Annotated in this window: 20 protein-coding genes and 1 riboswitch; of the genes, 15 read left to right on the top strand and 5 right to left on the bottom strand. The window is 34.1% G+C overall.

The window, feature by feature from the left end:
* Nucleotides 1–12 precede the first annotated feature (12 nt).
* A complete protein-coding gene (locus tag CEF14_RS04230; RefSeq protein WP_102691697.1) occupies nt 13–1,197 on the top strand; it encodes an NAD(P)/FAD-dependent oxidoreductase in 1,185 nt (394 codons plus the stop codon).
* Between the two features lie 61 nt (nt 1,198–1,258).
* Here CEF14_RS04230 and CEF14_RS04235 read toward each other — a convergent pair whose 3' ends face one another.
* The 4 genes from CEF14_RS04235 to CEF14_RS04250 all read right to left on the bottom strand — a co-directional run bounded on the left by CEF14_RS04235 (nt 1,259) and on the right by CEF14_RS04250 (nt 5,592).
* On the bottom strand, nt 1,259–1,999 hold the full coding sequence (locus CEF14_RS04235; RefSeq protein WP_102691698.1) for an amino acid ABC transporter ATP-binding protein: 741 nt from the start codon (nt 1,997–1,999) through the stop codon (nt 1,259–1,261).
* Nucleotides 2,000–2,026: 27 nt separating this feature from the next.
* Nucleotides 2,027–2,731, bottom strand: a complete 705-nt coding sequence (locus CEF14_RS04240) for an amino acid ABC transporter permease (protein ID WP_102691699.1) — start codon at nt 2,729–2,731, stop codon at nt 2,027–2,029.
* Nucleotides 2,715–3,524: an amino acid ABC transporter substrate-binding protein gene (locus CEF14_RS04245; protein WP_102691700.1), complete on the bottom strand. Its 810-nt coding sequence runs from the start codon at nt 3,522–3,524 to the stop codon at nt 2,715–2,717. The genes CEF14_RS04240 and CEF14_RS04245 overlap by 17 nt, the downstream gene beginning before the upstream one ends.
* Nucleotides 3,525–3,996: 472 nt before the next feature.
* Entirely contained in the window at nt 3,997–5,592 is a 1,596-nt protein-coding gene (locus CEF14_RS04250) for an FMN-binding glutamate synthase family protein (RefSeq protein WP_102691701.1), read from the bottom strand.
* A gap of 215 nt (nt 5,593–5,807) precedes the next feature.
* On the opposite strand from CEF14_RS04250, the gene CEF14_RS04255 reads away from it, so the two are divergent.
* The 10 genes from CEF14_RS04255 to CEF14_RS04300 all read left to right on the top strand — a co-directional run bounded on the left by CEF14_RS04255 (nt 5,808) and on the right by CEF14_RS04300 (nt 16,667).
* Nucleotides 5,808–7,442, top strand: coding sequence for an acetolactate synthase large subunit (locus CEF14_RS04255; RefSeq protein ID WP_102691702.1), 1,635 nt, complete (start codon nt 5,808–5,810; stop codon nt 7,440–7,442).
* 33 nt (nt 7,443–7,475) lie between these two features.
* Nucleotides 7,476–8,906, top strand: coding sequence for an aldehyde dehydrogenase family protein (locus CEF14_RS04260; protein WP_102691703.1), 1,431 nt, complete (start codon nt 7,476–7,478; stop codon nt 8,904–8,906).
* An 89-nt stretch (nt 8,907–8,995) separates the two neighbouring features.
* Nucleotides 8,996–9,038: riboswitch (PreQ1 riboswitch) on the top strand.
* A gap of 45 nt (nt 9,039–9,083) precedes the next feature.
* Nucleotides 9,084–9,752 carry a 7-cyano-7-deazaguanine synthase QueC gene (gene queC / locus CEF14_RS04265; protein WP_407690471.1) on the top strand — a complete coding sequence of 223 codons (669 nt, stop codon included), beginning with the start codon at nt 9,084–9,086 and terminating at the stop codon, nt 9,750–9,752.
* 3 nt (nt 9,753–9,755) lie between these two features.
* Nucleotides 9,756–10,229 (top strand): 6-carboxytetrahydropterin synthase QueD, encoded by a 474-nt coding sequence (queD, locus tag CEF14_RS04270; RefSeq protein WP_102691705.1) that lies wholly within the window; start codon nt 9,756–9,758, stop codon nt 10,227–10,229.
* Complete coding sequence (queE, locus tag CEF14_RS04275) at nt 10,222–10,950, top strand: 7-carboxy-7-deazaguanine synthase QueE (RefSeq protein ID WP_102691706.1); 729 nt, start codon at nt 10,222–10,224, stop codon at nt 10,948–10,950. The genes queD and queE overlap by 8 nt, the downstream gene beginning before the upstream one ends.
* A gap of 225 nt (nt 10,951–11,175) precedes the next feature.
* Entirely contained in the window at nt 11,176–11,547 is a 372-nt protein-coding gene (locus CEF14_RS04280; RefSeq protein ID WP_102691707.1) for a hypothetical protein, read from the top strand.
* Nucleotides 11,544–11,780: a hypothetical protein gene (locus CEF14_RS04285; protein ID WP_102691708.1), complete on the top strand. Its 237-nt coding sequence runs from the start codon at nt 11,544–11,546 to the stop codon at nt 11,778–11,780. Before CEF14_RS04280 ends, CEF14_RS04285 begins: the two co-directional genes overlap by 4 nt.
* 138 nt (nt 11,781–11,918) lie before the next feature.
* The gene (locus CEF14_RS04290; RefSeq protein ID WP_102691709.1) at nt 11,919–13,601 is read left to right on the top strand and encodes a methyl-accepting chemotaxis protein; all 1,683 of its coding nucleotides are present in this window, start codon (nt 11,919–11,921) and stop codon (nt 13,599–13,601) included.
* Nucleotides 13,602–13,782: 181 nt separating this feature from the next.
* Nucleotides 13,783–15,465: a methyl-accepting chemotaxis protein gene (locus CEF14_RS04295; RefSeq protein ID WP_170061438.1), complete on the top strand. Its 1,683-nt coding sequence runs from the start codon at nt 13,783–13,785 to the stop codon at nt 15,463–15,465.
* A 368-nt stretch (nt 15,466–15,833) separates the two neighbouring features.
* The gene (locus CEF14_RS04300; RefSeq protein WP_102691711.1) at nt 15,834–16,667 is read left to right on the top strand and encodes an ATP-binding protein; all 834 of its coding nucleotides are present in this window, start codon (nt 15,834–15,836) and stop codon (nt 16,665–16,667) included.
* A gap of 63 nt (nt 16,668–16,730) precedes the next feature.
* Here CEF14_RS04300 and CEF14_RS04305 read toward each other — a convergent pair whose 3' ends face one another.
* Nucleotides 16,731–17,525 (bottom strand): enoyl-CoA hydratase/isomerase family protein, encoded by a 795-nt coding sequence (locus tag CEF14_RS04305; protein WP_102691712.1) that lies wholly within the window; start codon nt 17,523–17,525, stop codon nt 16,731–16,733.
* A gap of 644 nt (nt 17,526–18,169) precedes the next feature.
* Here CEF14_RS04305 and CEF14_RS04310 point away from each other — a divergent pair.
* From CEF14_RS04310 to CEF14_RS04325, 4 genes are all read left to right on the top strand, one after another.
* Nucleotides 18,170–18,943 (top strand): alpha/beta hydrolase, encoded by a 774-nt coding sequence (locus CEF14_RS04310; RefSeq protein ID WP_102691713.1) that lies wholly within the window; start codon nt 18,170–18,172, stop codon nt 18,941–18,943.
* A 186-nt stretch (nt 18,944–19,129) separates the two neighbouring features.
* Nucleotides 19,130–20,473, top strand: a complete 1,344-nt coding sequence (locus CEF14_RS04315; RefSeq protein WP_102691714.1) for a sodium-dependent transporter — start codon at nt 19,130–19,132, stop codon at nt 20,471–20,473.
* 145 nt (nt 20,474–20,618) lie between these two features.
* The gene (locus tag CEF14_RS04320; protein ID WP_102691715.1) at nt 20,619–21,782 is read left to right on the top strand and encodes an exonuclease SbcCD subunit D; all 1,164 of its coding nucleotides are present in this window, start codon (nt 20,619–20,621) and stop codon (nt 21,780–21,782) included.
* Complete coding sequence (locus CEF14_RS04325; protein ID WP_102691716.1) at nt 21,782–24,862, top strand: AAA family ATPase; 3,081 nt, start codon at nt 21,782–21,784, stop codon at nt 24,860–24,862. Before CEF14_RS04320 ends, CEF14_RS04325 begins: the two co-directional genes overlap by 1 nt.
* The last annotated feature ends 157 nt before the right edge of the window (nt 24,863–25,019 follow it).

Here is a 25,019-nt window from a genome sequence, read left to right on the forward strand (position 1 = left end):
GGAGGATTAATTATGTCAAAAAAAATCATCATTTTAGGCGCTGGTTATGGTGGCGTATTAACTGCCCTAACGTTCCGTAAATATGCTACAAAAGACGATGCAGAAGTTACTGTAGTAAACCAATTCCCAACTCACCAAATTATCACTGAACTTCACCGTTTAGCTGGTGGAACAATTAAAGAACAAGCTGTATCATTCCCATTAGAAAAAATCTTTAAAGGCAAAGATATTGATCTTAAAATTGCGAAAGTTACAGAAATTTCACCAGACAACAAATTCGTTAAATTAGATGATGGTTCATCTCTATCTTATGATGTTCTTGTAGTGGCTCTAGGTAGCCAAACTGGATATTTCGGTATCCCAGGACTAGAAGAAAACAGTATGGTACTTAAATCTGTTAACGATGCAAACCAAATTAACGCACATATCGAAGCTAAAATTAAAGCTTATGCTGCAACAAAAGATCCTGCTGACGGTACAATCGTAATCGGCGGTGGCGGTTTAACTGGTATCGAACTTGTTGGTGAAATCATCGATAACATGCCAAAAGTTGCTGAAAAATATGGCGTTGACTTCAGCGAATTCAATGTTAAATTAGTCGAAGCAGGTCCAAAAATTCTTCCAGTATTACCAGATACTCTAATCCAACGTGCTACTGAATCATTAGCTAAACGTGGTGTAGAATTCTTAACTGGTCTACCTGTTACAGCTGTTGATGGTAACAAAATCTCTCTTAAAGATGGTCAAGTTATTGAAGCAAATACATTCGTTTGGACAGGCGGTGTAGCTGCACTTCCAGTTGTTGCTGAATCTGGTTTAGAAGTTAACCGTGGCAAAGCAACAATCAACGAATTCTTACAATCTACTTCTCACTCAGATGTATTCGTTGTGGGTGATGCTTCAGTGTTAATTCCTGAAGAAGGTGCTCGTCCATTATATGCGCCAACTGCTCAAGTTGCATGGCAAATGGGTGAAACAGCAGGGTATAACCTTTTCGCTCAATTAAAAGGCCAACCAATGAAAGAATTCAGTGCAGTTAATTCTGGTACACTTGCATCACTTGGTCGTAAAGATGGTGTAGCAACAGTAGGTGCTAATAACACTGAACTTAAAGGTCTTCCAGCTACATTGATGAAAGAAGCAAGTAACATCCGTTACTTATCACACATCAAAGCACTATATGGTTTAGTATACTAAACCAATTAGATAAAAAAGCCGACTTCCATAATGGAGTCGGTTTTTTTATAGATTACAAGAATTAGATATTGATTTTCTTTAAAAAACGTCTTGTTCGTTCTTCTTTTGGATTGTTGAAAATTTCAGAGGGTGAACCTTTCTCTACGATGACACCTTGATCAATAAAAATCACTTCATCAGCCACTTCTTTAGCAAAACGCATTTCATGAGTTACTACAACCATTGTCATACCATCTTGCGCAAGATCTTTCATTGCTTGTAAAACATCACCAACTAGTTCGGGATCCAGTGCTGAAGTGGGTTCGTCGAAAAGCATTACTTTTGGTTCAATACCCATTGCGCGTGCGATACCAACACGTTGTTGTTGACCACCTGATAATTGGGAAGGATAAAAGTCAATTTTGTCACCAAGTCCTACTTTTTTTAGCAATTGAGTGGATTTTTCTTTTGCTTGTTGTTTAGGAATTCTTTGAACAATAATAGGACCTTCCATAACGTTTTCAAGCGCTGTTTTATGGGGAAATAGGTTATAATTCTGAAATACCATGCCAGTTAAACTTCGAAAAGAAACGATTGATTTTTTATTTATTTTTTTCTGATTAAAATCAATTAAATGTCTATCAATTTCTATTGAACCGGTTGTAGGAATTTCAAGTAGATTTAAGCATCTTAGAAAAGTTGTTTTACCCGAGCCAGAAGGACCGATAATGACAATAACTTTTCCACGCTCTACTTCTAAGTTAATGCCTTTCAATACTTCTAATTCCCCAAATGATTTATGAAGATTTTTTATGCTAATCATTACATAAACTCCTTTAATGACTTCCACTTATTTTGATACATATCGCTCAAGTTTTAATTCGACTCGTCCTTGAACAAATGATAATATCGTACAAATGATCCAATATAAAATAGCTACTTCTGAATATAGTAATAAGAATTCATAGTTTGTAGCAGCTATTTCTTGAGCTTTTCTGAACATTTCAGATACAAGAACAAGTGACGCAAGGGAAGTATCTTTTACCAGGCTGATAAATGTATTAGATAATGGTGGAATTGAAACCCTAGCAGCTTGTGGTAGAACAATTCTTCTAAGTGTTTGTGTATAGTTCATGCCAATAGAGTATCCAGCTTCCCACTGCCCCTTTGGTATAGATAAAATGGCAGCTCTAATGATTTCGGAGGCATAAGCTCCTACGTTTAGTGAAAAACCAATAATAGCGGATGTTAATGGATCTATGGTTAACCCTAAATTTGGCAAACCATAGAAAATAATAAATAATTGAACGAGCAATGGTGTACCACGAATAATCGACACATAAAAACGCGCAAAAGTATTTAATAGTTTACTAGCAGACAATCGGGCTAATGCTGTTAAAAAGGCTAGTATTAGTCCAAGAACAAAAGTAATAATTGTTAGTGGAATTGTGTATTTTATAGCTCCCTCAATCATAGGTGAAAGGGAAGACTGAGCGATTGACACTAATTGGTCAAATCGCTCAGGATCTTGAATGATACTATTTAGGAGAAACATCTTCACCAAACCATTTTTTAGATATTTTTGCGTATGTTCCGTCAGCTTTCATATCTTTTAATGCTTTATTGACTGCTTCCACTAATTTGTTACTGCCTTTTCTAAACATTAAACCACTTTGAGCTAGATTTTTTTCTTGGTCTACCATTTTAATAGATGTATTTGCATGTTGTTTTTTGTAATCAAGGAATGATAATTTATCATTGATTGTTGCATCTACACGATTGGTTTCAATAAGAGAAACAGCTTGTGTAAAACCTTCAACACTTTGTAATTCAGCACCATTTGATTTTGCTAATTTACCATAATTACTAGTTAAAGATTGTGCAGCTGTTTTACCTTTTAAATCTTTAAATGATTGAATGTCTTTGTTGTTTTTGTTCACAATTAATACTGCGCCTGATTCAATGTATGGAACTGAGAAATCGTATTTTTTCTCACGTTCAGGTTGAATACCAACTTCGTTAGCAATCATATCAAAACGTTTTGCATCAAGTCCGGCAAACATACCATCCCATTGAGTTTCTTCAAATTCTGGTTTAACTCCTAACCGTTTCGCTACTTCTGTTGCGATATCTACATCAAATCCTGTAAGTTTGTTAGATTTATCATGGAATGTGAAAGGAGGGTAAGTTCCTTCAGTTCCGATTTTTAATACGCCTTCTTTTTTGATCGTATTGTAAGAATCTTCTGTAGAAGAATTTTTCCCTTCATTGGTATTTTTTGAGCCACATGCTGCGAGAACTAAAGATAGTGCAAGTAGTAGTGACAGTAGTGATACTAATTTCTTCATTTTTTACCTCCGAGTATTCTTATAGGATTTATAGAAAATCCAAAGTTATAGTAACACTAATTCATTACAATGTCACAATAAAATTTCTATTTTAATAAAGTAAAAAAATAAGGAATTTTCGAAATAGTGAGAGAAAAAACCTTGTTTTTATAAACTGAAATTACATTTAATAACAATTTGAAGACACTAACCTAAAACAATGAACGCTATTATTATACATATCAAAAATTATATTAATATATTATTACGGATGATCTGCGAAAGTAATGGTGAGCAATATAGAACGGACTCTTAGAACGCAACGCCCTGCGGCAGGGACGCTGTGACTAATATCCTGTTGTCCTAAAGCAACTCAGTCCCACCTACGAAAAGCAACTAATCGTAGTGGGAATCAACGGCTTTGGTAAAGAAAAAGGACTATAGACAAACTCTTATGATTGTCTACAGTCCTAAATATAGTATGTGATCTGATTTAACTAATCTGTTTCTGAATATCTTGAAGAATATTTTCTAAGGAGATGACAACACCCTTATCGTCTTTAAACATGATATGTTTTGGTTGGAAATAAACAGGTGATTCGATGCCTGCTGCAGCTGAAATTCGAAACAGTCCTTTTCGTAGTGTTAGAAGATAATTGACAACCCGATATTTTTTTTCATCAATCACAAGTGCTTTTTGTAAATCTGGGTCGGTTGTAGCAACACCAACAGGACAAGCATTTGAGTTACAACGCATAGCTTGAATACATCCAATTGAGATCATAAATCCTCTGGCGATGTTCACCAAATCAGCTCCCATAGCAAGAGCAATGGCAATTCGATCGGGAGTGAACATCTTGCCAGAGGCAATAATCTTTACTCGATCACGTACTCCATATTTTTCTAGAGTAGTTACTACAATAGGAAGGGCAGATCGAATTGGTAATCCTACACTGTCTATTAATTCTTGATAAGATGCTCCTGTACCGCCCTCACCACCATCAACTGTTATAAAGTCAGGGCCCTTACCGGTTTCTTTCATATACTTTGCTAGTTCTTCGACGCTATTATTCCCGCCAACAGCAATTTTCATGCCAACTGGTTTACCAGTTGTAGAGCGTATTTTCTCTATGAATTCGCACATAGTGGGAACATCACTAAATTGATGAAAACGATTTGGACTATCAACGGATTTATAGGGCTCTACTTTTCGGATTTCTGCAACTTCAGGTGTTACTTTTTCAGCATCAATATGACCACCACGTGTTTTAGCACCTTGAGCGAGTTTGATTTCGAATGCCTTAATTTCGGGAATCTCACTTTTTCGCTTTAATTCGTCCCAATCGACATCTCCATTTTTGTTTCGTACACCAAATAAACCTGGACCAATCTGCATAATAATGTCAACTCCTCCTTTTAAATGATAAGGGGATAGACCACCTTCACCTGTATTCATCCAAGTCCCTTTTGCTAAACTTAATCCCTCTGATAAAGCTGTGATCGCATGATTTCCTAGTGAACCATAACTCATTGCGGACATACCAATAAGACCTCTTACTTTAAAAGGGTATTTTGTATTTGGACCAATCACAACTGCATCATCATCATGTAATAAGTAAGCTGATGTTTCTTCATCTTCCCACTTTTCCTCTCTTTGTGAAAACAGGGGATCTTTCAACAATATATACCTTTTCGTATCAACCTTTGTTTCTTTGTCCATTTTTATTTCTTCAGTTAATTTTGGGAACATATCATTTCGAACATAAAATCCTTCTTCTTCAAAATTTCGCTTTGATCCAAAGGCGACTACCTCGCGCATATATTTTGCACCTTTTACGATATGCTCATAATCTACACGTGAAAATGGTTTCCCTTCAAGGTCGCCATCAAACCAATATTGCCGAAATTCTGGCCCGATTTTTTCAAAAAAGTAGCGCATTCTACCAAGTGCAGGATAATTCCTTAAGATAGCATGACGCTTTTGATTTCGATCAAACGCAATTATATATACAAGGAAAATAACAATAGCTAGTATCGCAAGTACTGCTATAGTAAAAGCGATAACAATTAACCAATCCGCGATATTCATCTAATTCCTCCTAAAAATATTTAAAACTATTTGGTTTTAATCTTCTCGAAAATATGATCATTTATTCAGAATGTGAAATGACAAGAATACATAATTTTTGGATAATCCGCCATCCTAAACAAAGGAAGTTATTTAATGTTTTAAATCGATTAAGAAATGGAAATCGTGCGTTCAACGAAACGATTTTGTAAAACAATTATGGAGGAGGACTCATCTTGAAGGCTTCAGATTTGTTTGTACGCTGTTTAGAAAATGAAGGAGTAGAGTACATTTTTGGAATTCCTGGTGAGGAAAACACAGACCTTGTAGATTCTCTTATTGGTTCAAATATAAATTTTATCTTAGTGCACCATGAACAAGCAGCTGCTTTTATGGCAGATGTATATGGTCGTTTGACAGGAAAACCAGGAGTTTGTTTAGCTACCCTAGGTCCTGGTGCGACAAACCTTTTAACTGGAATTGGTGATGCCTATCTAGATTATTCACCTGTTGTGGCGATTACGGGACAAGCTGGTCTTGAACGTATTCATAAGCGATCACATCAATATATAGACATTATTGGTATGTTCGAAGAAGTGACGAAATGGAGCCAACAAATTCGAGTGCCCGAAACAATTCCGGAGATTATTCGTAAAGCTTTTAAAATAGCCTTACTCGATAAACCAGGTGCTGTCCATGTGGAATTACCAGAAAATATTGCGATGATGGATGCTGAAGGGGAACCATTACCGATTACTCCAATGCCAATTTCTTGTCCAGCTAATGAGCAAATTCAAAAAGCGGCAGAATTGATCAATCAAGCAAAAAGGCCACTCATATTGGTTGGTAATGGAGTAATCCGTGATGGTGCTACAGAGGAATTACGAAGATTTGCTGAAGCAAAGCAAATTCCTGTTGTGAATACATTTATGGCAAAAGGTGTATTACCATCTAATCATCCACTAACTTTATATACAGTTGGGATGCAAGTGAAAGACTATGTACTTTGTGGCTTTGATTTAGCCGATGTCATTATTACGATTGGTTATGATATTGTCGAATACTTACCAAAATATTGGAACGACGAGGCAAAGAATCCTGTCATTCATATTGATAGTATGCCTGCAGAAGTAGATGCCTATTACCCAATCCAAGCGGAATTAGTTGGAGATATTAAAAAGACGATTGAAGCATTACATTCACATGTTCATGAAAGAGAGCTTTGTCCCAAAATAGTAAGTTTAAAAGCGCAATTGGATGAAAAAATGCATGCATCTGATGAAGTAGAAGGTAGTCCTATTATTCCTCAACGAATAATCGCAGATATTAAAAAAGCAGAAAAAGGCAAAGCTATTATTCTTTCAGATGTAGGTGCTCACAAACTTTGGGTAGCAAGAATGTATCAACCTGAAAATCCGAATCACACAATTATTTCGAATGGCTTTGCCTCTATGGGAATTGCAGTACCAGGGGCAATTGCAGCAAAGTTAGCTCATCCAGATAAGCCTGTTATTGCTATTACGGGTGATGGAGGCTTTCTCATGAACGGTGTTGAAATTGCTACTGCAAAACGACTTGGACTTGCATTCGTGATTGTCATTTTTCACGATTCAAAGTATGGTTTGATCGAATGGAAACAATTAAATAAATTTAACCGTTCAAATGCTATCACATTTGAAGATCCAGATTTTATAGAATTCGCTAAAAGCTTTGGTGCAAAGGGAGTAAAAGTGAAGCACTCAAAGGATTTACTCTCAGCTCTAGAAGAAGCAATAAAAAGTTCCGATATTGTATTAATTGATGTAGACGTTGATTACTCCGAAAACATCGAACTATCCAAAAAACTTGGTGATTATATATGTAACTTGTAATTTTAAATAGTAAAAACGGAGGTGCAATAAGATATGAAACAAAAATGGCAATTGTGGATTGGCGGAAAATGGCGAGAAGCAAAGACCTATGAACCATTATTGAATCCGCATACAAATGAAGAACTAACACAAATTGGACAAGCTGAAGCTGCAGACGCAGTGGAAGCGGTAGTAGAGGCACATGCTGCTTTTCAAAACTTTAGAACTTTTCCAGCACATGCTCGAGCAAAAATATTAGCAAGAGCGGCAACAATTATGGAAGAACGTAGCGAAGAATACGCTAAGCTCATTTCGTTAGAATCGGCTAAAACAATTCGTAATGCACGTGAGGAAATCAATCGTACCGTGCAAACATATCGTTTTGCAGCAGAGGCTGCAAAGAATAATTATGGTGAACAAATTCCGATGGATGCAGCAGAAGGCGGAGAGAAGCGTTTTGGCTTTACGATTAAAACGCCAATTGGAGTCGTAACTGCTATTACGCCTTTTAATTTTCCTTTTAATCTCGTAGCTCATAAAGTTGGTCCAGCAATAGCAGCTGGCAATTCGATTGTTTTAAAACCAGCTGAACAAACACCCCTCAGTGCATTAGCATTAGCTGAAATTTTTAAAGAAGCAGGGCTTCCGGATGGAGTATTGAACATTATCCCTGGAAAAGGCGATGTACTAAGTGAAGTCTTAACGACTCATCCCTATGTCAAAAAAGTAACGTTTACTGGTAGTGTTGAGGTGGGGCATATTATCCAACAACAAGCAGGTTTTCGTAAATTGACGCTTGAATTAGGATCTAATTCGCCTTTTATTATTGATGAAGGCGTGAATATTGACAAAGTCATTGAACGAAGTGTTTTAGGGTCTTTTTCAAACAATGGTCAAGTTTGTATCTCTATTCAGAGAATTTATGTACATCAATCAATGTATAAACAATTCTTAGAACGATTTGTAAGTAGGACAAAACAACTTGTAATTGGTTCGCCTTTGGATGAAAACACCAATATTACAGCCGTTATTTCGAAAAAATCGTTAGATCGTATAAAAAGCTGGATAGATGAAGCTGTGCAAGAGGGAGCAAAAATTGAGTGTGGTGGCAAAGTTGAAGGAAATATTTTGTATCCAACTGTTTTAACAAATGTCAATCGTGATTCTAAAGTATTTCGTTTTGAAGTATTTGGGCCGGTTGTGTGTATTTTCCCATTTGCTACAATAGATGATGCGATCAAGGATGCTAATGATTCACGTTATGGCTTAAATTCAGGTGTGATGACACCAAGTATTGAACGAGCATTCTATGTAGCAGAACGTCTTGAAACAGGAGGCGTAATTGTAAATGATATTCCAACATATCGAATCGACAATATGCCTTATGGTGGATGGAAAGACAGTGGAGTGGGTAGAGAAGGTATAAAATACGCCATGCAAGAAATGATGGAACAAAAATTTATAAGTTTTAAAACGGGCGATTAATGTAACTCAATAACAAAAAGTATAAAAAACCCTTGATTTACTGATTACAAAAATATACTATAATGATGGAATTAAATAATCTGCTTTTAGCAGAAGAGGTTCTAGCTACCCTCTTTAAAAAACTAAGAAAAAACAGTACTCTTTCTTAGAGTGCTGTTTTTTTGCAATAAAGGAGTAATTGCAGAAATGAAAAAAGAAAAAGCTGTAATCGTGTTTAGTGGTGGTCAAGATAGTACAACATGCTTGTTCTGGGCACTTGAAAAATTTGATGAAGTTGAGGCAGTAACATTTGATTATAATCAACGACACAAACTAGAAATTGAATGTGCGCAAAATATTGCAAAAGAACTTGGTGTAAAGCATCATATTCTAGATATGTCACTACTCAATCAATTGGCCCCAAATGCGTTAACCCGAAGTGATATAGAGGTGAAGGATGGAGAAAATGGTGAACTGCCTTCCACTTTTGTGCCAGGACGTAACCTATTATTCCTTTCCTTTGCCGGCGTACTCGCAAGACAAATTGGTGCGAAACATATTGTCACGGGTGTGTGTGAAACAGATTTCAGCGGTTATCCTGATTGCAGGGATATGTTTATAAAATCATTAAATGTTACATTAAACTTGGCGATGGATGAATCTCTTGTGATTGATACACCACTAATGTGGTTAAATAAAGCTGAAACTTGGGCTTTAGCTGATCAATTAGGTGCTTTTGACTTTGTTCGAGAAAAAACATTAACCTGTTATAACGGAATTATTGCAGACGGATGTGGAGAATGTCCTGCTTGTAAGTTAAGAAAAAAAGGTCTTTCGGAATATTTAAGTGTTCGAAAGGAGTCTTAAAAAATGTATGGATTTAAAATTGTCGATCATCTTCAAAAAATTGATGAAGATATTCAAAGAACTCAATTAAAATACCATGCTAAACGTGTTCTTGTAAGTAAGGAATTTACATTTGATGCAGCTCATCATCTTCACTGTTATGATGGCAAGTGTAAAAATTTACACGGTCACACCTATAGGGTGATTTTTGGTATTAGTGGTTATACAGATGAACGAGGTTTAATGATTGATTTTGGAGATATCAAAACCATTTGGAAAGAAAAAATTGAAATTTATCTGGATCATCGTTATTTAAACGAAACATTACCTTTAATGAATACAACTGCAGAAAACATGGTTGTTTGGATCTATGAAAAGATGGCAGAAGCTTTACTAGAAGACCATTCACATAAAAATGTACGAGTAGAATTTGTACGATTGTATGAAACACCAACGAGCTATGCTGAAGCAAGACGGGAGTGGATGGAAGTTGAGTAAAATTCCCGTATTAGAAATCTTCGGTCCAACAATTCAAGGTGAAGGAATGGTAATTGGGCAGAAAACAATGTTTGTGCGAACTGCTGGTTGTGATTATTCCTGTTCTTGGTGCGATTCTGCTTTTACGTGGGATGGTAGTGGAAAAGATCAAATACTTCAAATGTCTGCGGAAGAAATTTGGAATGAGTTGAAACGAATCGGTGGAGATGGATTTTCGTTTGTAACGATTTCGGGAGGTAACCCTGCATTATTGAAAAGTCTAGATCATTTCGTCACACTATTAAAGGCTAAAGGGATTCAAATTGGTCTGGAAACACAAGGAAGCAGATGGCAGGACTGGTTTTATAAGATCGACGAACTAACACTTTCCCCAAAACCACCTAGCTCTGGTATGAAAACAAATTTCGCTATTTTAGATGAAATTTTATCGAATTTAAAAGACCATGAGAACGGGAACCATGTTTCCTTAAAAGTTGTTATATTTGATGATGAAGATTATCTGTTTGGAAAAGAAGTACATAATCGTTATCCGGATGTACCGTTCTATTTTCAGGTAGGTAATGATGATATTACAACTACTAATAATACACAGTTAATCCACCAACTTTTACAAAAGTATGAATGGTTAATCGAAAAAGTAATTTCAGATCACGAAGTTACAAATGTAAAAGTATTACCACAATTGCATACGTATATTTGGGGAAATAAAAGAGGGGTATAACCAGTATTCATACACCACTATAAAACACCCGAAACGTCCATCAACTTTTTATAAATTATCGTTGAAATTGCTCTTCTTCTGAAAAATGAGGAAGAGCCATTTTCATTTTTAGAGATATTATGGGAATATTCTTTATTAAATAATAGTCCATAACTTAAATATTTAAACTATTGATGTTCTATGTTTTCTCACCTATGATAAACTTGATTTGAAGGAGTGTTATAAATGAATGTGATCAAATTATTGAGTGGGATTCTTGGTGCCACTGTATTAATGTGTTATGACTTTTATCAAGAGTGGGGACTATGGCAAGTACTTCCCAAATGGACTTGGATGATAATAGGTTTTGCTTTGTTGCTCTTTAGTGTTTATGCACCTGCATCAAAAAGTAAGATGTCCCATTTTTATGTAGAGGTAACTGTTATGATTTATCTAGTGTTTTTAATCATGCTACTACCAAATCTAGGTGGACGTTCATCTATCGGTTTTAGTATTCAAGAACCATTTTTATGGATTGTTATTTTACTAACAGGTTGGCAACTTCTATCGTATCGCAAAAGAATAATCAAAGAAATGGAGGAAAACAAAAAGAAATGAACCATAAAGTGATCATTGTAGATTATTCCTTCCATGGACCTATTACATGTTTTATAAAGATTACAGGACATGATGGTATAAAAAATCAGTCCTTTGAGGGAATGATTCGAATGGTAGATGGCGTGCCATATGGAGATCTTCTCAAAGAAGAAAAAAGTAATGTCTCATCTGAATGTATACAATTTATAAAAGCATATATTTACCAAAAGTATGAGCAAGGGTTCTTTTCGTGATTTTAACAAAATCATCGAAGTCATCTAAATTTTGATATTTTTTTACGAATTTATGGATAATTTACATAACGTGTATCTTTTTTACTTGTAATCATATACGATAAAAAAGTACTAGAAAAATGATTACGAGGTGAAAATATGTCTATAAGAAAAAAGCTTATGGCCGGATTGGGTACATCAATTTTAATAACCATCATTGCATGTATCGTTATTTTCGGTCAGCTATCAAAGATTAATAATCAATATAAATCGACTATAAATAGAGGATTGCCTCAGATTAACTCAACCGCCAAAATAGAAAATTTATCCACTAAAAAGGGATTGTTAATTAGATCTTACTTATTAGGAAACAAAGATGCATTGGATACATTAATGCAAACTCGAAAAGAATTAAATGATGAAATCGAACATTTAGGCCAGCAATTACAACGACCAAAAGCAAAAGAAATGCTAGCACAAGTTTCAACTGAAATTACAAATTACGACCAGATTGCAGATCAAGTGATTGAATTAGAGAGAAACGGAAAAAGCAAAGAAGCAAATCAGTTAACCAATACTGAGGGAGCTGCAGAATTAAAAAAAGCGACTGACAATACACGTGAACTAGCTGATTATGTGAAAACGTTATTTTCACAAACTGAAGCACAAGCGCAAGCAACAGCTTCAACAGCATTTACTACTGGAATGGTTATTATCATTCTTGCAATCCTTTTGGGAATATTGATCACTCTTTATATGGATCGTATCATTTCTAGACCATTATCAACATTAAATAAATCGGTAACAGTGATTGCTAATGGAGATTTAACTGAGCCTGCTATTCAAATTCACTCAAAGGATGAAGTAGGAGAGCTTGCAACATCGTTTAATAAAATGAAAGATTCTTTAAAAGAATTAATTGGTTCGTTGGCAGTTAGTTCGGAACGTTTAAGTGCATCGGCTGAAGAATTATCAGCTTCAACACAAGAAGTGTCTGCCTCATCAATTGAAGTGTCTCAAAATCTTGATCATACAGTTCAAACCGCAGAATCGAATACATACGCAGCTAAAGAAAGTGCATTGGCTATGGATGAAACAGCTGCAGGGGTTCAAAAAATTGCAGAATCTGCTCAAAACTTGCATAGTTCTGCAGGTGAAACTTTTGATATTGCAAATATTGGACAAGAAAAAATTACAAATGCAGAACAACAAATGATGCTGATTCATTCTTCAACAAAGAATACGACAAATTTAATCCAATCATTAAGTAAACAATCAGAAGAAATAGGCAACATTTTAAAAGTAATTACAGATATAACAGAACAAACAAATCTTCTGGCATTAAATGCTGCAATAGAAGCAGCGAGAGCAGGGGAACATGGAAAAGGATTTGCAGTAGTAGCTGATGAAGTGCGTAAATTAGCAGAGGAATCCAAACAGTCAGCTAGTCAAATTGAGTCTTTAACAGTTGATATTCAGCATCATACAAAAGATGTAGAAAGAGCAATCTTATCAAATTTAGAGACTGTTGAAGATGGTGTACATTTAATCCAAGATGCAGGTGAATCATTTGATCATATTGTACAAGCAGTTGATCGTATGAAAGCGGAAATTGAAGATGTATCGGCGATTACTGAAGAAATCTCAGCAACAGCTGAGCAAGTTGCAGCTTCTGTATCTGAAATTGCATCTTCAACCACTCATTCCACAGAACAAATGGAATTAATATCTTCTAATTTACAACAAGTTACCGCAACTATTGAGGAAATTTCATCAGTTTCAAATGAGTTAACAAATGAAGCAGTTGAACAAAATGAATTAGTTCAAAAGTTTAAAATTTAGAAAAGAAATCCTAGTATATCGAAAGAATACTAGGATTTTTGTTTTGCGATTTATTTAATTTCTCAAATTATATAAATTAAATAGTTAAATCATACTAATATCATTTTCTCAATATTAATGCTATTATAATAATACATTTACATTAATAGTGATAAATTCACCATGATGGGAGATGGTATATTTGTCTGTACAAAGAAAAATAAGCCTAGGATTTATAATTTTGTTTGTCTATATCATGATTTTAATGGGGTACAATGACAATCGAATGAATCGTGTTATTGATTCTTTTAATCACGTAATTAATCAGAACATTAAAAGTATTAATTTAGTGAACAGCGTAAAATCTGATTTAGCAAATGAAGGATTATATTTAAGAGGGTTCCTCATCGATGACAATGCTTCAAATAAGCAAAAAGTTCTTGTATACCAAGATAAGTTATCAAAATCAATTGAAGAGCTTCAAAAAAATGCAGATTCGAAAAAAATGAAAGATTATACTGCAATGATGAGTGATTTAATGTCCAATTATAGTAAAGTAATCACTTCGATCATTCAACTAAAAGAATCAGGCAATAGTGATGATGCAGTGTCTCAATTGACAAGCGCAGAATCTTCTAATCATGACATGATGAGTATGATTGCATCTGCTGAAAAATATCAGCAAGATGAGTTAAAAGCTGCCCAAGAAAATGTAGATCATATTGCTCAAGTAGCAAAAATAGTTGCGTTTGTTATTGCAATTGGTGGTATGATTACAGCACTATTATTTATCAATCGAGTTAGAAGATTAGTAGTTAAACCATTGCTACAAGTTGTCGAAGGTGCGAAAAAAATTGCTGCTGGCGATTTACTTCAAGAGGACATAACCATCAAGTCAAAAGACGAATTAGCAGTTTTAGCAACATCTTTTAACGAAATGAAAAAGAATTTACAAACAGTAATCAATCATATCAGTGAAGGTTCTCGACAATTATCTTCATCTATTGAAGAGCTAGCAGCATCTACGGAAGAAATCTCAAATGCAGCTGATGAGGTTTCTAATAGTGTTGAAGAGACATCACAAGGTGCAATCGATTCTGCAGAAATTGCAAAGGATGCAGTTACTGCTATGCACGAAACATCAACTGGTGTACAACGAATTGCTGAAGCATCACAAACGCTGTTTGAACAAGCGAAAAAAGCTACGGAACTTGCAGATAATGGTGGCAAAATTCTTCAAGTAGCAAAAGGACAAGTCCAATTAATATCAGAATCTACAAATCAAACCAATGATTTAATCAATCGTCTAAAAAAACAAGCAACTGAAATTCAAGTGATGACGAAAGCCATTACGGATATATCAGAGCAAACAAATTTATTGGCCTTAAATGCAGCAATCGAAGCAGCAAGAGCTGGTGAACATGGTAAAGGATTTGCTGTAGTTGCTGATGAAGTACGCAAATTAGCGGAGGAATCCAAAAATTCAGCAGAGAAAATTGTTAACTTAACCAATACAATTCAAGTAGATACAGAAGTTGTAGCAAAATCAGTTACCAATAGCTTGAAGAATGTCGAAGAGGGTGTGTATGTCATTACAAATGCCTCAGATGCATTTGGACATATTGTGAACTCAGTTGAGGAAATGACGAACCGATTGGAAGATGTTACAGCTACATCTGAACAACTTTCAGCAGCTTCAGAAGAAGTGACAGCATCCGTTGAAGAAATATCGAATCATTCACAACTAGCTGCACAAGCTACAAGTAATATCTCAGGTTCTGTAGAAGAACAAAATGCGACTTTACAAGAAATGAATAGTGTAGTACAAGAATTAAGTAAACAAGCAGTTGAGTTACAAGAATTAACGCAACAATTCAAAGTATAAATCGTATTAAGTAAACCTTGAAGTATAGCCGCTTCAAGGTTTATTTTTTTTTTTTTTAGAAAATAATAGTGGGTGAAAAACGGTAAGCAAGTCCTCTAAAATGCATTCGAATTTTTCAAAGACGAGTAACAGTAGGAGCAAATTGTGTGTTCACGAGAAGTTTATCAGAATTCGTGTAAATAGTAGACTCATACTCTAAATTAATAGGCTAACTTAAAATAGATTTAGGAAATTGATTGAGATACTAATTAAATTATCATTTGTAACGCAAGCAAGAATCGATTAGTATAAAATTAGCAATAATATGAAATCAAATTATTGAATGCTATAAGAATCAATTTCATATTAAAAATGTAGGTGACAATATATTGGAAATCTATTCGTTAAGTGGACCAAGTGGAACTGGGAAAAGTACAGCAGCTCTTTCATTTGCACATGATCACGGAATTGAAGGGATAATCGATGACGGTTTGCTCATTGTAAAAGGAAAGAAAGTTGCTGGAACTTCAGCAAAATTTGAAAAAAGTGCTTTTAAAGCCGTAAAACGAGCCATATTTATGGATGAAAATCATCTAAAAGAAGTACAAAATGCGATTAATGATTTAGCATTAACTAAACTATTAATTATTGGTACATCTGATCGAATGACAAATAATATAGCAGAAAGATTAGCTATTGGTAAAATCAACTATTATACTCATATAGAAGATTTAAAAACATCCGGTGAGATGAAACTAGCCAAATTTATTAGGAAGACTGAAGGGAAACACATTATGCCCATTCCCGTTGTACAGGTTGAGCAAAACTTCTTTAAACGATTTATCCAAAAAGGTATGGAAATTTTCTCTCCTAAACGAGAAAAGATTGGGGAAACAACAATCGTTCAACCAGACTTTCATCAAGCTATCGGACATATAGAAAAACAAAGATTTATTGACAATATTAAGCATGCATGCGAAGAAGATGAATTAGTACAAAAAGTAACGAAAATTCAGTTTGATTTATTCCCTTTGCCTCATACGACCATCAATACCGTCTTAAGAGGACCGATTAAATTAAATGAAAAAATGCCAATCCTTCAACTACAACAAAAGATTAAACATAAATTTGAAGAAGAGTTTGAGTTAGAATTACAAAGTATCAATATACACCTAGTGTCTATTCAGTATGAAAATAATAAGGAACCAGTTATTCATAGATAAAAAAATGAATAACTGGTTTTTTCATTTTTTTCACTTTAACGGGCAGAAAAATTCTGTTGCATTTTATGGTAAACGTTTAAATTGTGGTGGTCTTTTTTCTACAAATGCTCGAACACCTTCAGGAAAATCATGCGCATCAACAAATGGTGTAGAAGTTTTCCAAAGAACAGGTGCAGATTCAATACATTCTTGAACAGATTTTTTGACAGCAAGCAAAGATGCAGGTGACATAGATGCGACAAGCTTGCCTAATCGAATCGCATAACGATCCAAATCTTTTTCTTGTGCAATATAATTTAACATACCAACTCGATAAGCTTCTTCTGTTTTGAGAGCACGTCCGGTATAAACTAAATCTTTTGTCATGCTAGGGCCAATTAGATTCACAAGGCGAGCAGCGAATTTATTATTTAAAGTGATGCCTAATTTTCCTACTGGGATTCCTAGTTTTGCTTTATCTGAACCAACCCTTAGATCGCAAGCAAGAGCAAGTTCCAATCCGGCGCCCATTGCAGGTCCATTAATAACAGCAATTGTAGGAATCGGTAAATGTTCAATTGTAGAAATTGTTTTTTCCATACGAACAAATGCTTCTTCGGATTCTTCTAAAGAAATAGCATTGAATTCTTTTATATCTGAACCTGCTGTAAATTGTTGACCATAACCTCGTATAAGCAATACTTTATTTTTAGGATTATCTAATGCCTGTAAAGCAATCAAACGAAGTTCGTCCCACATATGTGCCGTAAGTGCATTTTTGGCTTGTGGTCGACGAATCGTTATAATAGCTAAACCTGCTGTTTCTTGATAAATAATTTTGGCATCTTCTTTTTCTAGTCTTGTAGTCGAAACTTTCATTTTAATCCCCCTAGTAATCTTCATGTCTCTATTATATAACAGATTCAACTGTTGTAGTCCAGAAAGAATTTATTTAAAAATTAAAAAAATATATAATATAGCGTATTCGTAAATTTATTTATTTAGACATGATAAACAATTAGATCGTTTTATACTAGTTTTCTTTTGAATTATTTATAGATAATCCATTTATCGTGAAGTACGTTCGCTTTTTTTATGAAAAATGCATTTTCCAGTAAAAATTAAAACAGATCTATAAAGGAATAATTTTAATTGTAAATAAACCATTATTTTCCTTAAATAGATATTTATATTTAATCTTCTAAACGAAATAAGTAAAAATAATTCGTAATATTAAAAATATATGAATCTAAAATGTATATTTTGTAAATTTTCTAAAATCGCATTAAATCAATGTTTAAGACATCAAAACCATTACAAAAATGCATGAAAAATTATGAGATAATATAGTGTACATTATAAAAGAAAGGTGTTAGTCTGTATGTAATATTAAATGTGAACAAAAATTGAGCACCTATAAATAAAAAAATGTTAGATTGTCTATGATTTTAGTTGACAGTTATATTCTTTGAAAAAGAGAGAAAAATAAGTATGGTACTCAAAATAAAAAGGAGTTCAAAAAGATGAAGTTATTGGCACCGCAACCATTTACTTTAGAGGGAGATCGTCGAGCTGTATTATTATTGCACGGATTTACTGGAAGTACAAAAGATGTTAAAAAATTAGGGCAGTATTTAAATAAACAAGGTTATACATGTCATGCACCAATGTATCGAGGTCATGGAGTAAGTCCAGAGGAAATTTTAAAATATGGTGCTAAATACTGGTGGGAAGATGTGACAAGAGGATATCATCATCTTAAAGAATTAGGCTATGAAGAAATTGCTGTTGTCGGTATTTCTTTAGGTGGTGTCTTTACCTTAAAAGTTGGTGCAGAATTTCCTGTCAAAGGTGTAGTTTCTATGTGTGCACCTATTAAACGAAGATCAAAAGAGGGACTTTTTGAACGTTTATATAACTACGCAAGAACTTACAAACAATTTGAAGGTAAAAGTGAAGAGCAAATTGAAAAAGAACTTGAGGAATTGAAAAATTTACCAAGAAATGCAATTGAAGAAATTCAAAAAATGATTCAACATACATCAGATGAAATAGAAGAAATTCATGCTCCAACACTTGTATTACAAGGAGAACTTGATGATTCTATTTATCGAGAAAGTGCTCCTTTTATTTATGATACTGTTGAAACTGAAGACAAAGAACTTATTTGGTATCATAATTCAGGTCACATCATTACGTTAGGTAAAGAACGTGAAAAAGTATTTGAAGATACACTTCATTTTTTAGATGAATTAGACTGGTCAGAAGAAGCTAAAATGAGTAAGATTCGTGCATAATTTTATAATGTAAATTAGTCAATAGCTACCCGTTATGAAAATAACGGGTCTTTTTATGGAGTTAAAGTTCGAAAATTCCGTAAAAAAACGCAAACTACGATTTTAATGATAAAATAGGGAAAGTCAGGAGACTCTTCAATCGTAAAATTGTTGAGACGAGCTGAGCAGAGTATTGGAGGTATTTTTTTGAACAAGAACAACAATCAGTGGTCAACAAAACTAGGTTTTATTTTGTCGTCCGCGGGAGCAGCGATTGGATTAGGTGCTATCTGGAAATTGCCATATGTAACTGGGCAAAGCGGTGGCGGTGCATTTTTCTTATTATTTATTTGTTTTACATTATTAATCGGTTTACCAATGTTAATTTCAGAATTTATCATTGGACGCAGTACAAATCGTGAAGCTGTAAGTGCCTATAAGATTTTAGCACCACATTCAAAATGGACATGGATCGGTAAATTAGGTGTGATCGGATGCTTTTTACTATTGTCCTTTTATAGTGTTGTAGGTGGCTGGATTTTAATTTATTCAGGTAAAGCAGTTGTTGGAGATGTTATTCAACCAGGGCAAAATCCAGGCGAATTATTTGGAATGGTCACAGGATCACCTTGGATTACTATAGTTGGTTTATTACTCTTTACCGTTATTAACGTATTAGTGATTAGTTTAGGTGTTCAAAATGGTATTGAAAAAGCAAACAAAATCATGATGCCATTGTTATTTATATTCTTTATTATACTAGTGGTACGTTCGTTAACACTTGATGGTGCTATGGAAGGTGTGAAATTTTTCTTAGCTCCTGACTTTTCGAAAATTACAGCTAGTTCTTTGCTTTATGCATTAGGACAATCTTTTTTTGCTTTAGCAGTTGGTTTTTCATGTATGGTTACATACAGCTCCTATTTGAAAAAAGATGAGAGCTTACCTTATTCAGCTGGATCAGTTGTTATTATGAATATATTCGTATCCTTATTAGCAGGACTTGCGATATTCCCAGCTGTTTTCGCATTTGGTTTTAAACCGGAACAAGGCCCTGCATTATTATTTATGGTGCTTCCTGCAGTTTTTGGAAAACTACCATTTGGCGAATTGTTCTTCGCCATCTTTTTACTATTATTCTTATTTGCGACACTCACTTCATCGTTTAGCCTATACGAAATAATTGTTGCGGCACTTGTTGAGAAATGGCCGAACGCAAGAGGGAAAATTGCATGGGTAATTGGTGCTGTTGTATTCATAGCATCCATTCCTGCTGCCTTATCATCAAGTACATTAAGTGATTTTACGATATTTAAGAAAAGTATTTTCGATGCAACAGATTATCTGGTTAGTAATATTCTTTTACCGTTAGGGAATTTACTAATTGCTATTTTTATCATCCATAAGATGGATCAAAAATTGACAAAGAACGAGTTCATGCAAGGTAGTAATCTTCCAATAGGATTTTATCAAACTTGGAGATTTTTAATGATATGGATTGTTCCTATTGTTATAGCAGTAGTTTTAATTTATACAATATCTCAATATTAAAGCGTGAAGTAATAAAAGGGCATATAAGGCGAATTTGGTCTTATAATGTCCTTTTACCTTATAAAAGAGCATAAAGAACATTTGTTCTGTAAATATTTTTTGTGATAAAATACATTAAATACAGTATTTGGAGCGGAGTGATAATATGAAAATTTTTCATACAGCCGATTGGCATTTAGGAAAATTAGTACAAGGTGTATCGATGACTGAAGATCAAGCCTATATTTTACAACAATTTTTACACGATATTGATGAAGAAAAACCAGATGTTGTCGTGATCGCAGGCGATTTATATGATCGTTCTGTTCCTCCTACAGAAGCTGTTTCATTATTGGATGAAATTCTATCAGAAATTGCCATTAAAAGGGAAATACCAGTTGTTGCAATTGCTGGGAATCATGATAGCCCCGGACGTATCCACTTTGGCTCTCGATTTATGGGGGCAAAGGGACTTCATATCATAGGAAATTTATCAAAGAATTTAAAACCAGTTGTAATGCAAGATCGATTTGGAGAAGTCCATTTTCATCTGATTCCCTATACAGATCCATCACATGTTCGATATATTTTTGAAGATGATTCGGTTAAAACACAACAAGATGCGATGGCAAAAATCCTAGACCATGTGGTTGACTCTTTAGATTCAAATGCTAGACATGTATTAGTTGGACATGCTTTTGTTACTAAAAATGGTGTTGAAGAAGAAAATAGTACTGACGCAGAACGCCCATTATCGATTGGTGGCTCTGAATGTATTGATGCGAAACTATTTGCACCATTTCACTACACAGCACTTGGACATTTGCATCAAGCACACTTTGTAGATTCAGAAAAGATACGATACTCAGGTTCTCCCTTAAAGTACTCTGTATCTGAAGAAAAACATAAAAAAGGGTATCTTATGGTTGATTTAGCTGCAGACGGTTCCATTCATATCACAAAGAAAGAACTCAAACCTAGAAGGGATTTAAGAACAGTTGAAAACACAATGGAAGAAATCTTAAAATCTCCAAAAAGTGAAGATTATGTGTTTGTAAAACTATTAGATGAAACGCCGATTATCTCACCAATGGAGAAGATTCGTTCCGTTTATCCAAACGCTATGCATGTTGAACGAATCTCATTAAGAGATTTTAACAATGTACATGAAGAAATCGTATCACGACAAAAAATGGATGACATTACTTTGTTTAAATCTTTTTATCATGAAATTTTAGGGAAAGATGCAGATGAGAAAATGATTGAACTTTTCCAAGAAGTATTACAAGAAGAAATGCTTGAAAACCGTGAAGTTGAGGTGAAGAGTTAATGAAACCGATTGTGTTAAAACTAACAGCATTTGGTCCGTATAAAGATACAGAGACAATTGATTTTAGAGAATTAGGAGAAAATAGATTATTTGTTATTTCTGGATTAACAGGTGCAGGGAAAACAACTATTTTTGATGGGATCTGTTTCGCGCTCTATGGTTCAGCTAGCGGTGAAGACCGAGCAGATATTAAAGAAATACGAAGCGATTTTGCAAGTGATGAAATTCATACAGCTGCAGAGTTAACTTTCATCATTAAAGGAAAAACGTACCGAATTTTACGTCAGCTACCTCACATAAAAAGAGGAAACAAATCAGCTACTGGTGATAAAATTGAACTTGTTGAAATTTTACCTGCAGGAGAAAAACCAGTAGTTGAATCTCAAAAAGTACTAGAAATTAACCGCAAAATTGAAGAAATAATTGGTTTATCAAAAGAGCAATTTAAACAAATCGTCATGCTGCCTCAAGGTGAATTTAGAAAATTATTAACATCTGAAACAGAAAACAAAGAAGCGATTCTTCGTAAAATTTTTAAAACAGAGTCGTATCGACATTTAGCAGATCGTTTAAAAAGCAAAAAAGATGAGTCCGAAAAAGCACTGAATAATGCAAAGTCCATTCAACATTTACATATTGAGCGTGTTCGAACATCTTTACCAAATCGAGAAGATTCTTCATTACAACAGGTGTTGTCCTCTGAACATATCAATATGTATCAATTAGTAAATGCATTAACCGAAGAGATCACTTTTTACTCAAAAGAACAAAAAATAAAAGAGAAATCTTACCAAGAAATATCTTCAAAAGTAGAGATTCAACATCAATTAGTTGCAGAAACAAAGGACTTCAATAAACAATTACTTGCTTATCAAGAAAAAGAAGCACTTCTAGCCTCATTGGAAAGTCAATCTATGGTATATGAGGAAACTAGACAGAAAATAGAGGCTGCAAAAAAAGCTAGCCATATAATCCCTTTAGAAGACCGATATTTTGAAAATCTGCGTATTAAAAAGGAAAAAGAACAGATATTCATATCATTACAACAGCAATATAGCGAAGTAAATGATTTATGGGAAAAATCGGTGACTGAATTTGAAAATGAAAAATTGCAACAACCTAAAATTGAACAATTAACGATTGAGATTGCATCTCTTAAAAACTTAGAGGCAAAATTTAGTGAATTAAAGAATGCAGTTTTATTATTAAAACAGAAGAAAATAATTGTTGATCAAGATGTCAAAACAATTGAAGCGTTAAAATCACAATTTGATCATCTAAATGAAGTTAGATCAATACAATCGGAAACTATCAAAAATCTAACTGAGCAATTAGAACATTTTGATGAAAAGAAAGAACAATTAATCAATTTAAAAGAAAAAACAGAGGCATGGCAGAATTGGCAACAACATGTAGCAGCAACAAAAAAATTACAAGAACTTGAAGTTAAAAAAAAGCTCATTTATGATCAAGCATCTGCAAGATATCGTAAAGAAGAACAAAAAAGGCTTAGTAATCAGGCGAGTATTTTAGCTGCACAACTTGTTGAAGGACAACCATGCCCCGTTTGTGGCAGTCTTGAACACCATGCTGTAAAATCGAGTGTTGATGATTCAATTAGTGATGAGCAACTCTCATTCTTAAAATCACAAACAGAACAGGCGACTAATCAATATTTTGAATTGCATGGCAGAGTTCAAGCGAGCAACCAACAATTACATCAACTTGAAGAAAAGTTAAAGCTATTAGGAGTGGAACCACAAGAAGGTCATAATATTGTCAATCAATATAAAGAACTTTTATCCGAAATTGATCAATTAAAATTAAGAAAAAAAGAACTAGAAAATTTACAAAACCAACAAAAACAACTAGACCAACAAATAGAGATACAAATTCAGAAGAAACAACAAATAGAAATTGAAAAAAATACGCACCTTGAAGATTTCTATCATGCACAAGCAGAATATACAAGTATTCAAAAGGAAATTCCTGAAAACATTCCAACAATTGAAGTGCTTCAAAGTACAATTCAATCAACTACATCAAATCGTGATCAACTAAGACAACGATATGAACAGGCACAACAACAACAGGAAATGGCAAACAGACAAGTTGTTTCATTAACCGCTTCTATGAAAAGTGCAGAGCAAAGTAAAAAAGAAGCGCAAGAAATGCTACAACATGCAGAAAATCGATTCAAAGAAGCAGTATTTACAGCTGGATTTGAAAATGGCAATGCGTATCAAAAAGCACGATTAAAACCAGAAGAGATAGAGAAACTTGAAGTGCATTACACGAATTATGTAAAACAAAAATATGCATTAATGGAACAATTAAAAGAAGGAGCAGATAAATACGCAGAAAAAATGCTTAAAGATGAGTTACAGTTGGAACAACGTCTAGAAAATCTACGTCAACAATTAATCGAAGCTAGTGACCTACTACATCAAACAAAACAATTTCAATTGAATGCTATGCAATTAGCAAAAGATATTAAAAATGTTAGTGAACAGATTATGACACTGGAAGAAAAGTGTTCTAAAATAATTGATTTGTATGATTTACTACGAGGGCAAAACCAATTAAAAATTTCATTTGAACGGTATTTGCAAATTGAATACTTAGAGCAAATTATTAGTGCTGCCAATGAACGTTTGAATCCTATTTCGAATGGACAATACCGCTTAATTAGATCTGATCGACAAGAGGCCAGAGGGAAACAAAGTGGCTTAGGATTAGATGTATATGATGCTTATACAGGTCAAAATCGAGATGTCAAGACACTATCTGGGGGAGAAAAATTCAACGCTTCTTTATCATTAGCACTCGGCATGTCTGATGTTATTCAATCATTCCAAGGAAATATCCAAATTGAAACAATGTTCATTGATGAAGGATTTGGAACACTTGATGAAGAAGCATTAAATAAAGCGATTAATACTTTGATCGAATTACAAAATACCGGTAGAATGATTGGCATCATCTCACATGTTGCTGAACTAAAAGACGCGATGCCAGCTCTATTAGAAGTGAAAAAAAGTAAAGAAGGATATAGTCATACCCGTTTTATTTTAAAATAATGACATACCATCACCATTTACCGAATATATTTCAATTAATAACATTTATATAAAGAAAATTTGTTAAGTAAAAAGACTTATTTTGTGAATTTTATTAAAGAATCGTAAAGATTTATAGTTAAAATGAACAGATAGGTATATAATGTAGCGATGGAAC

The organism is Rummeliibacillus pycnus, assembly GCF_002884495.1.
GTDB classification, from domain to species: Bacteria; Bacillota; Bacilli; order Bacillales_A; family Planococcaceae; genus Rummeliibacillus; species Rummeliibacillus pycnus.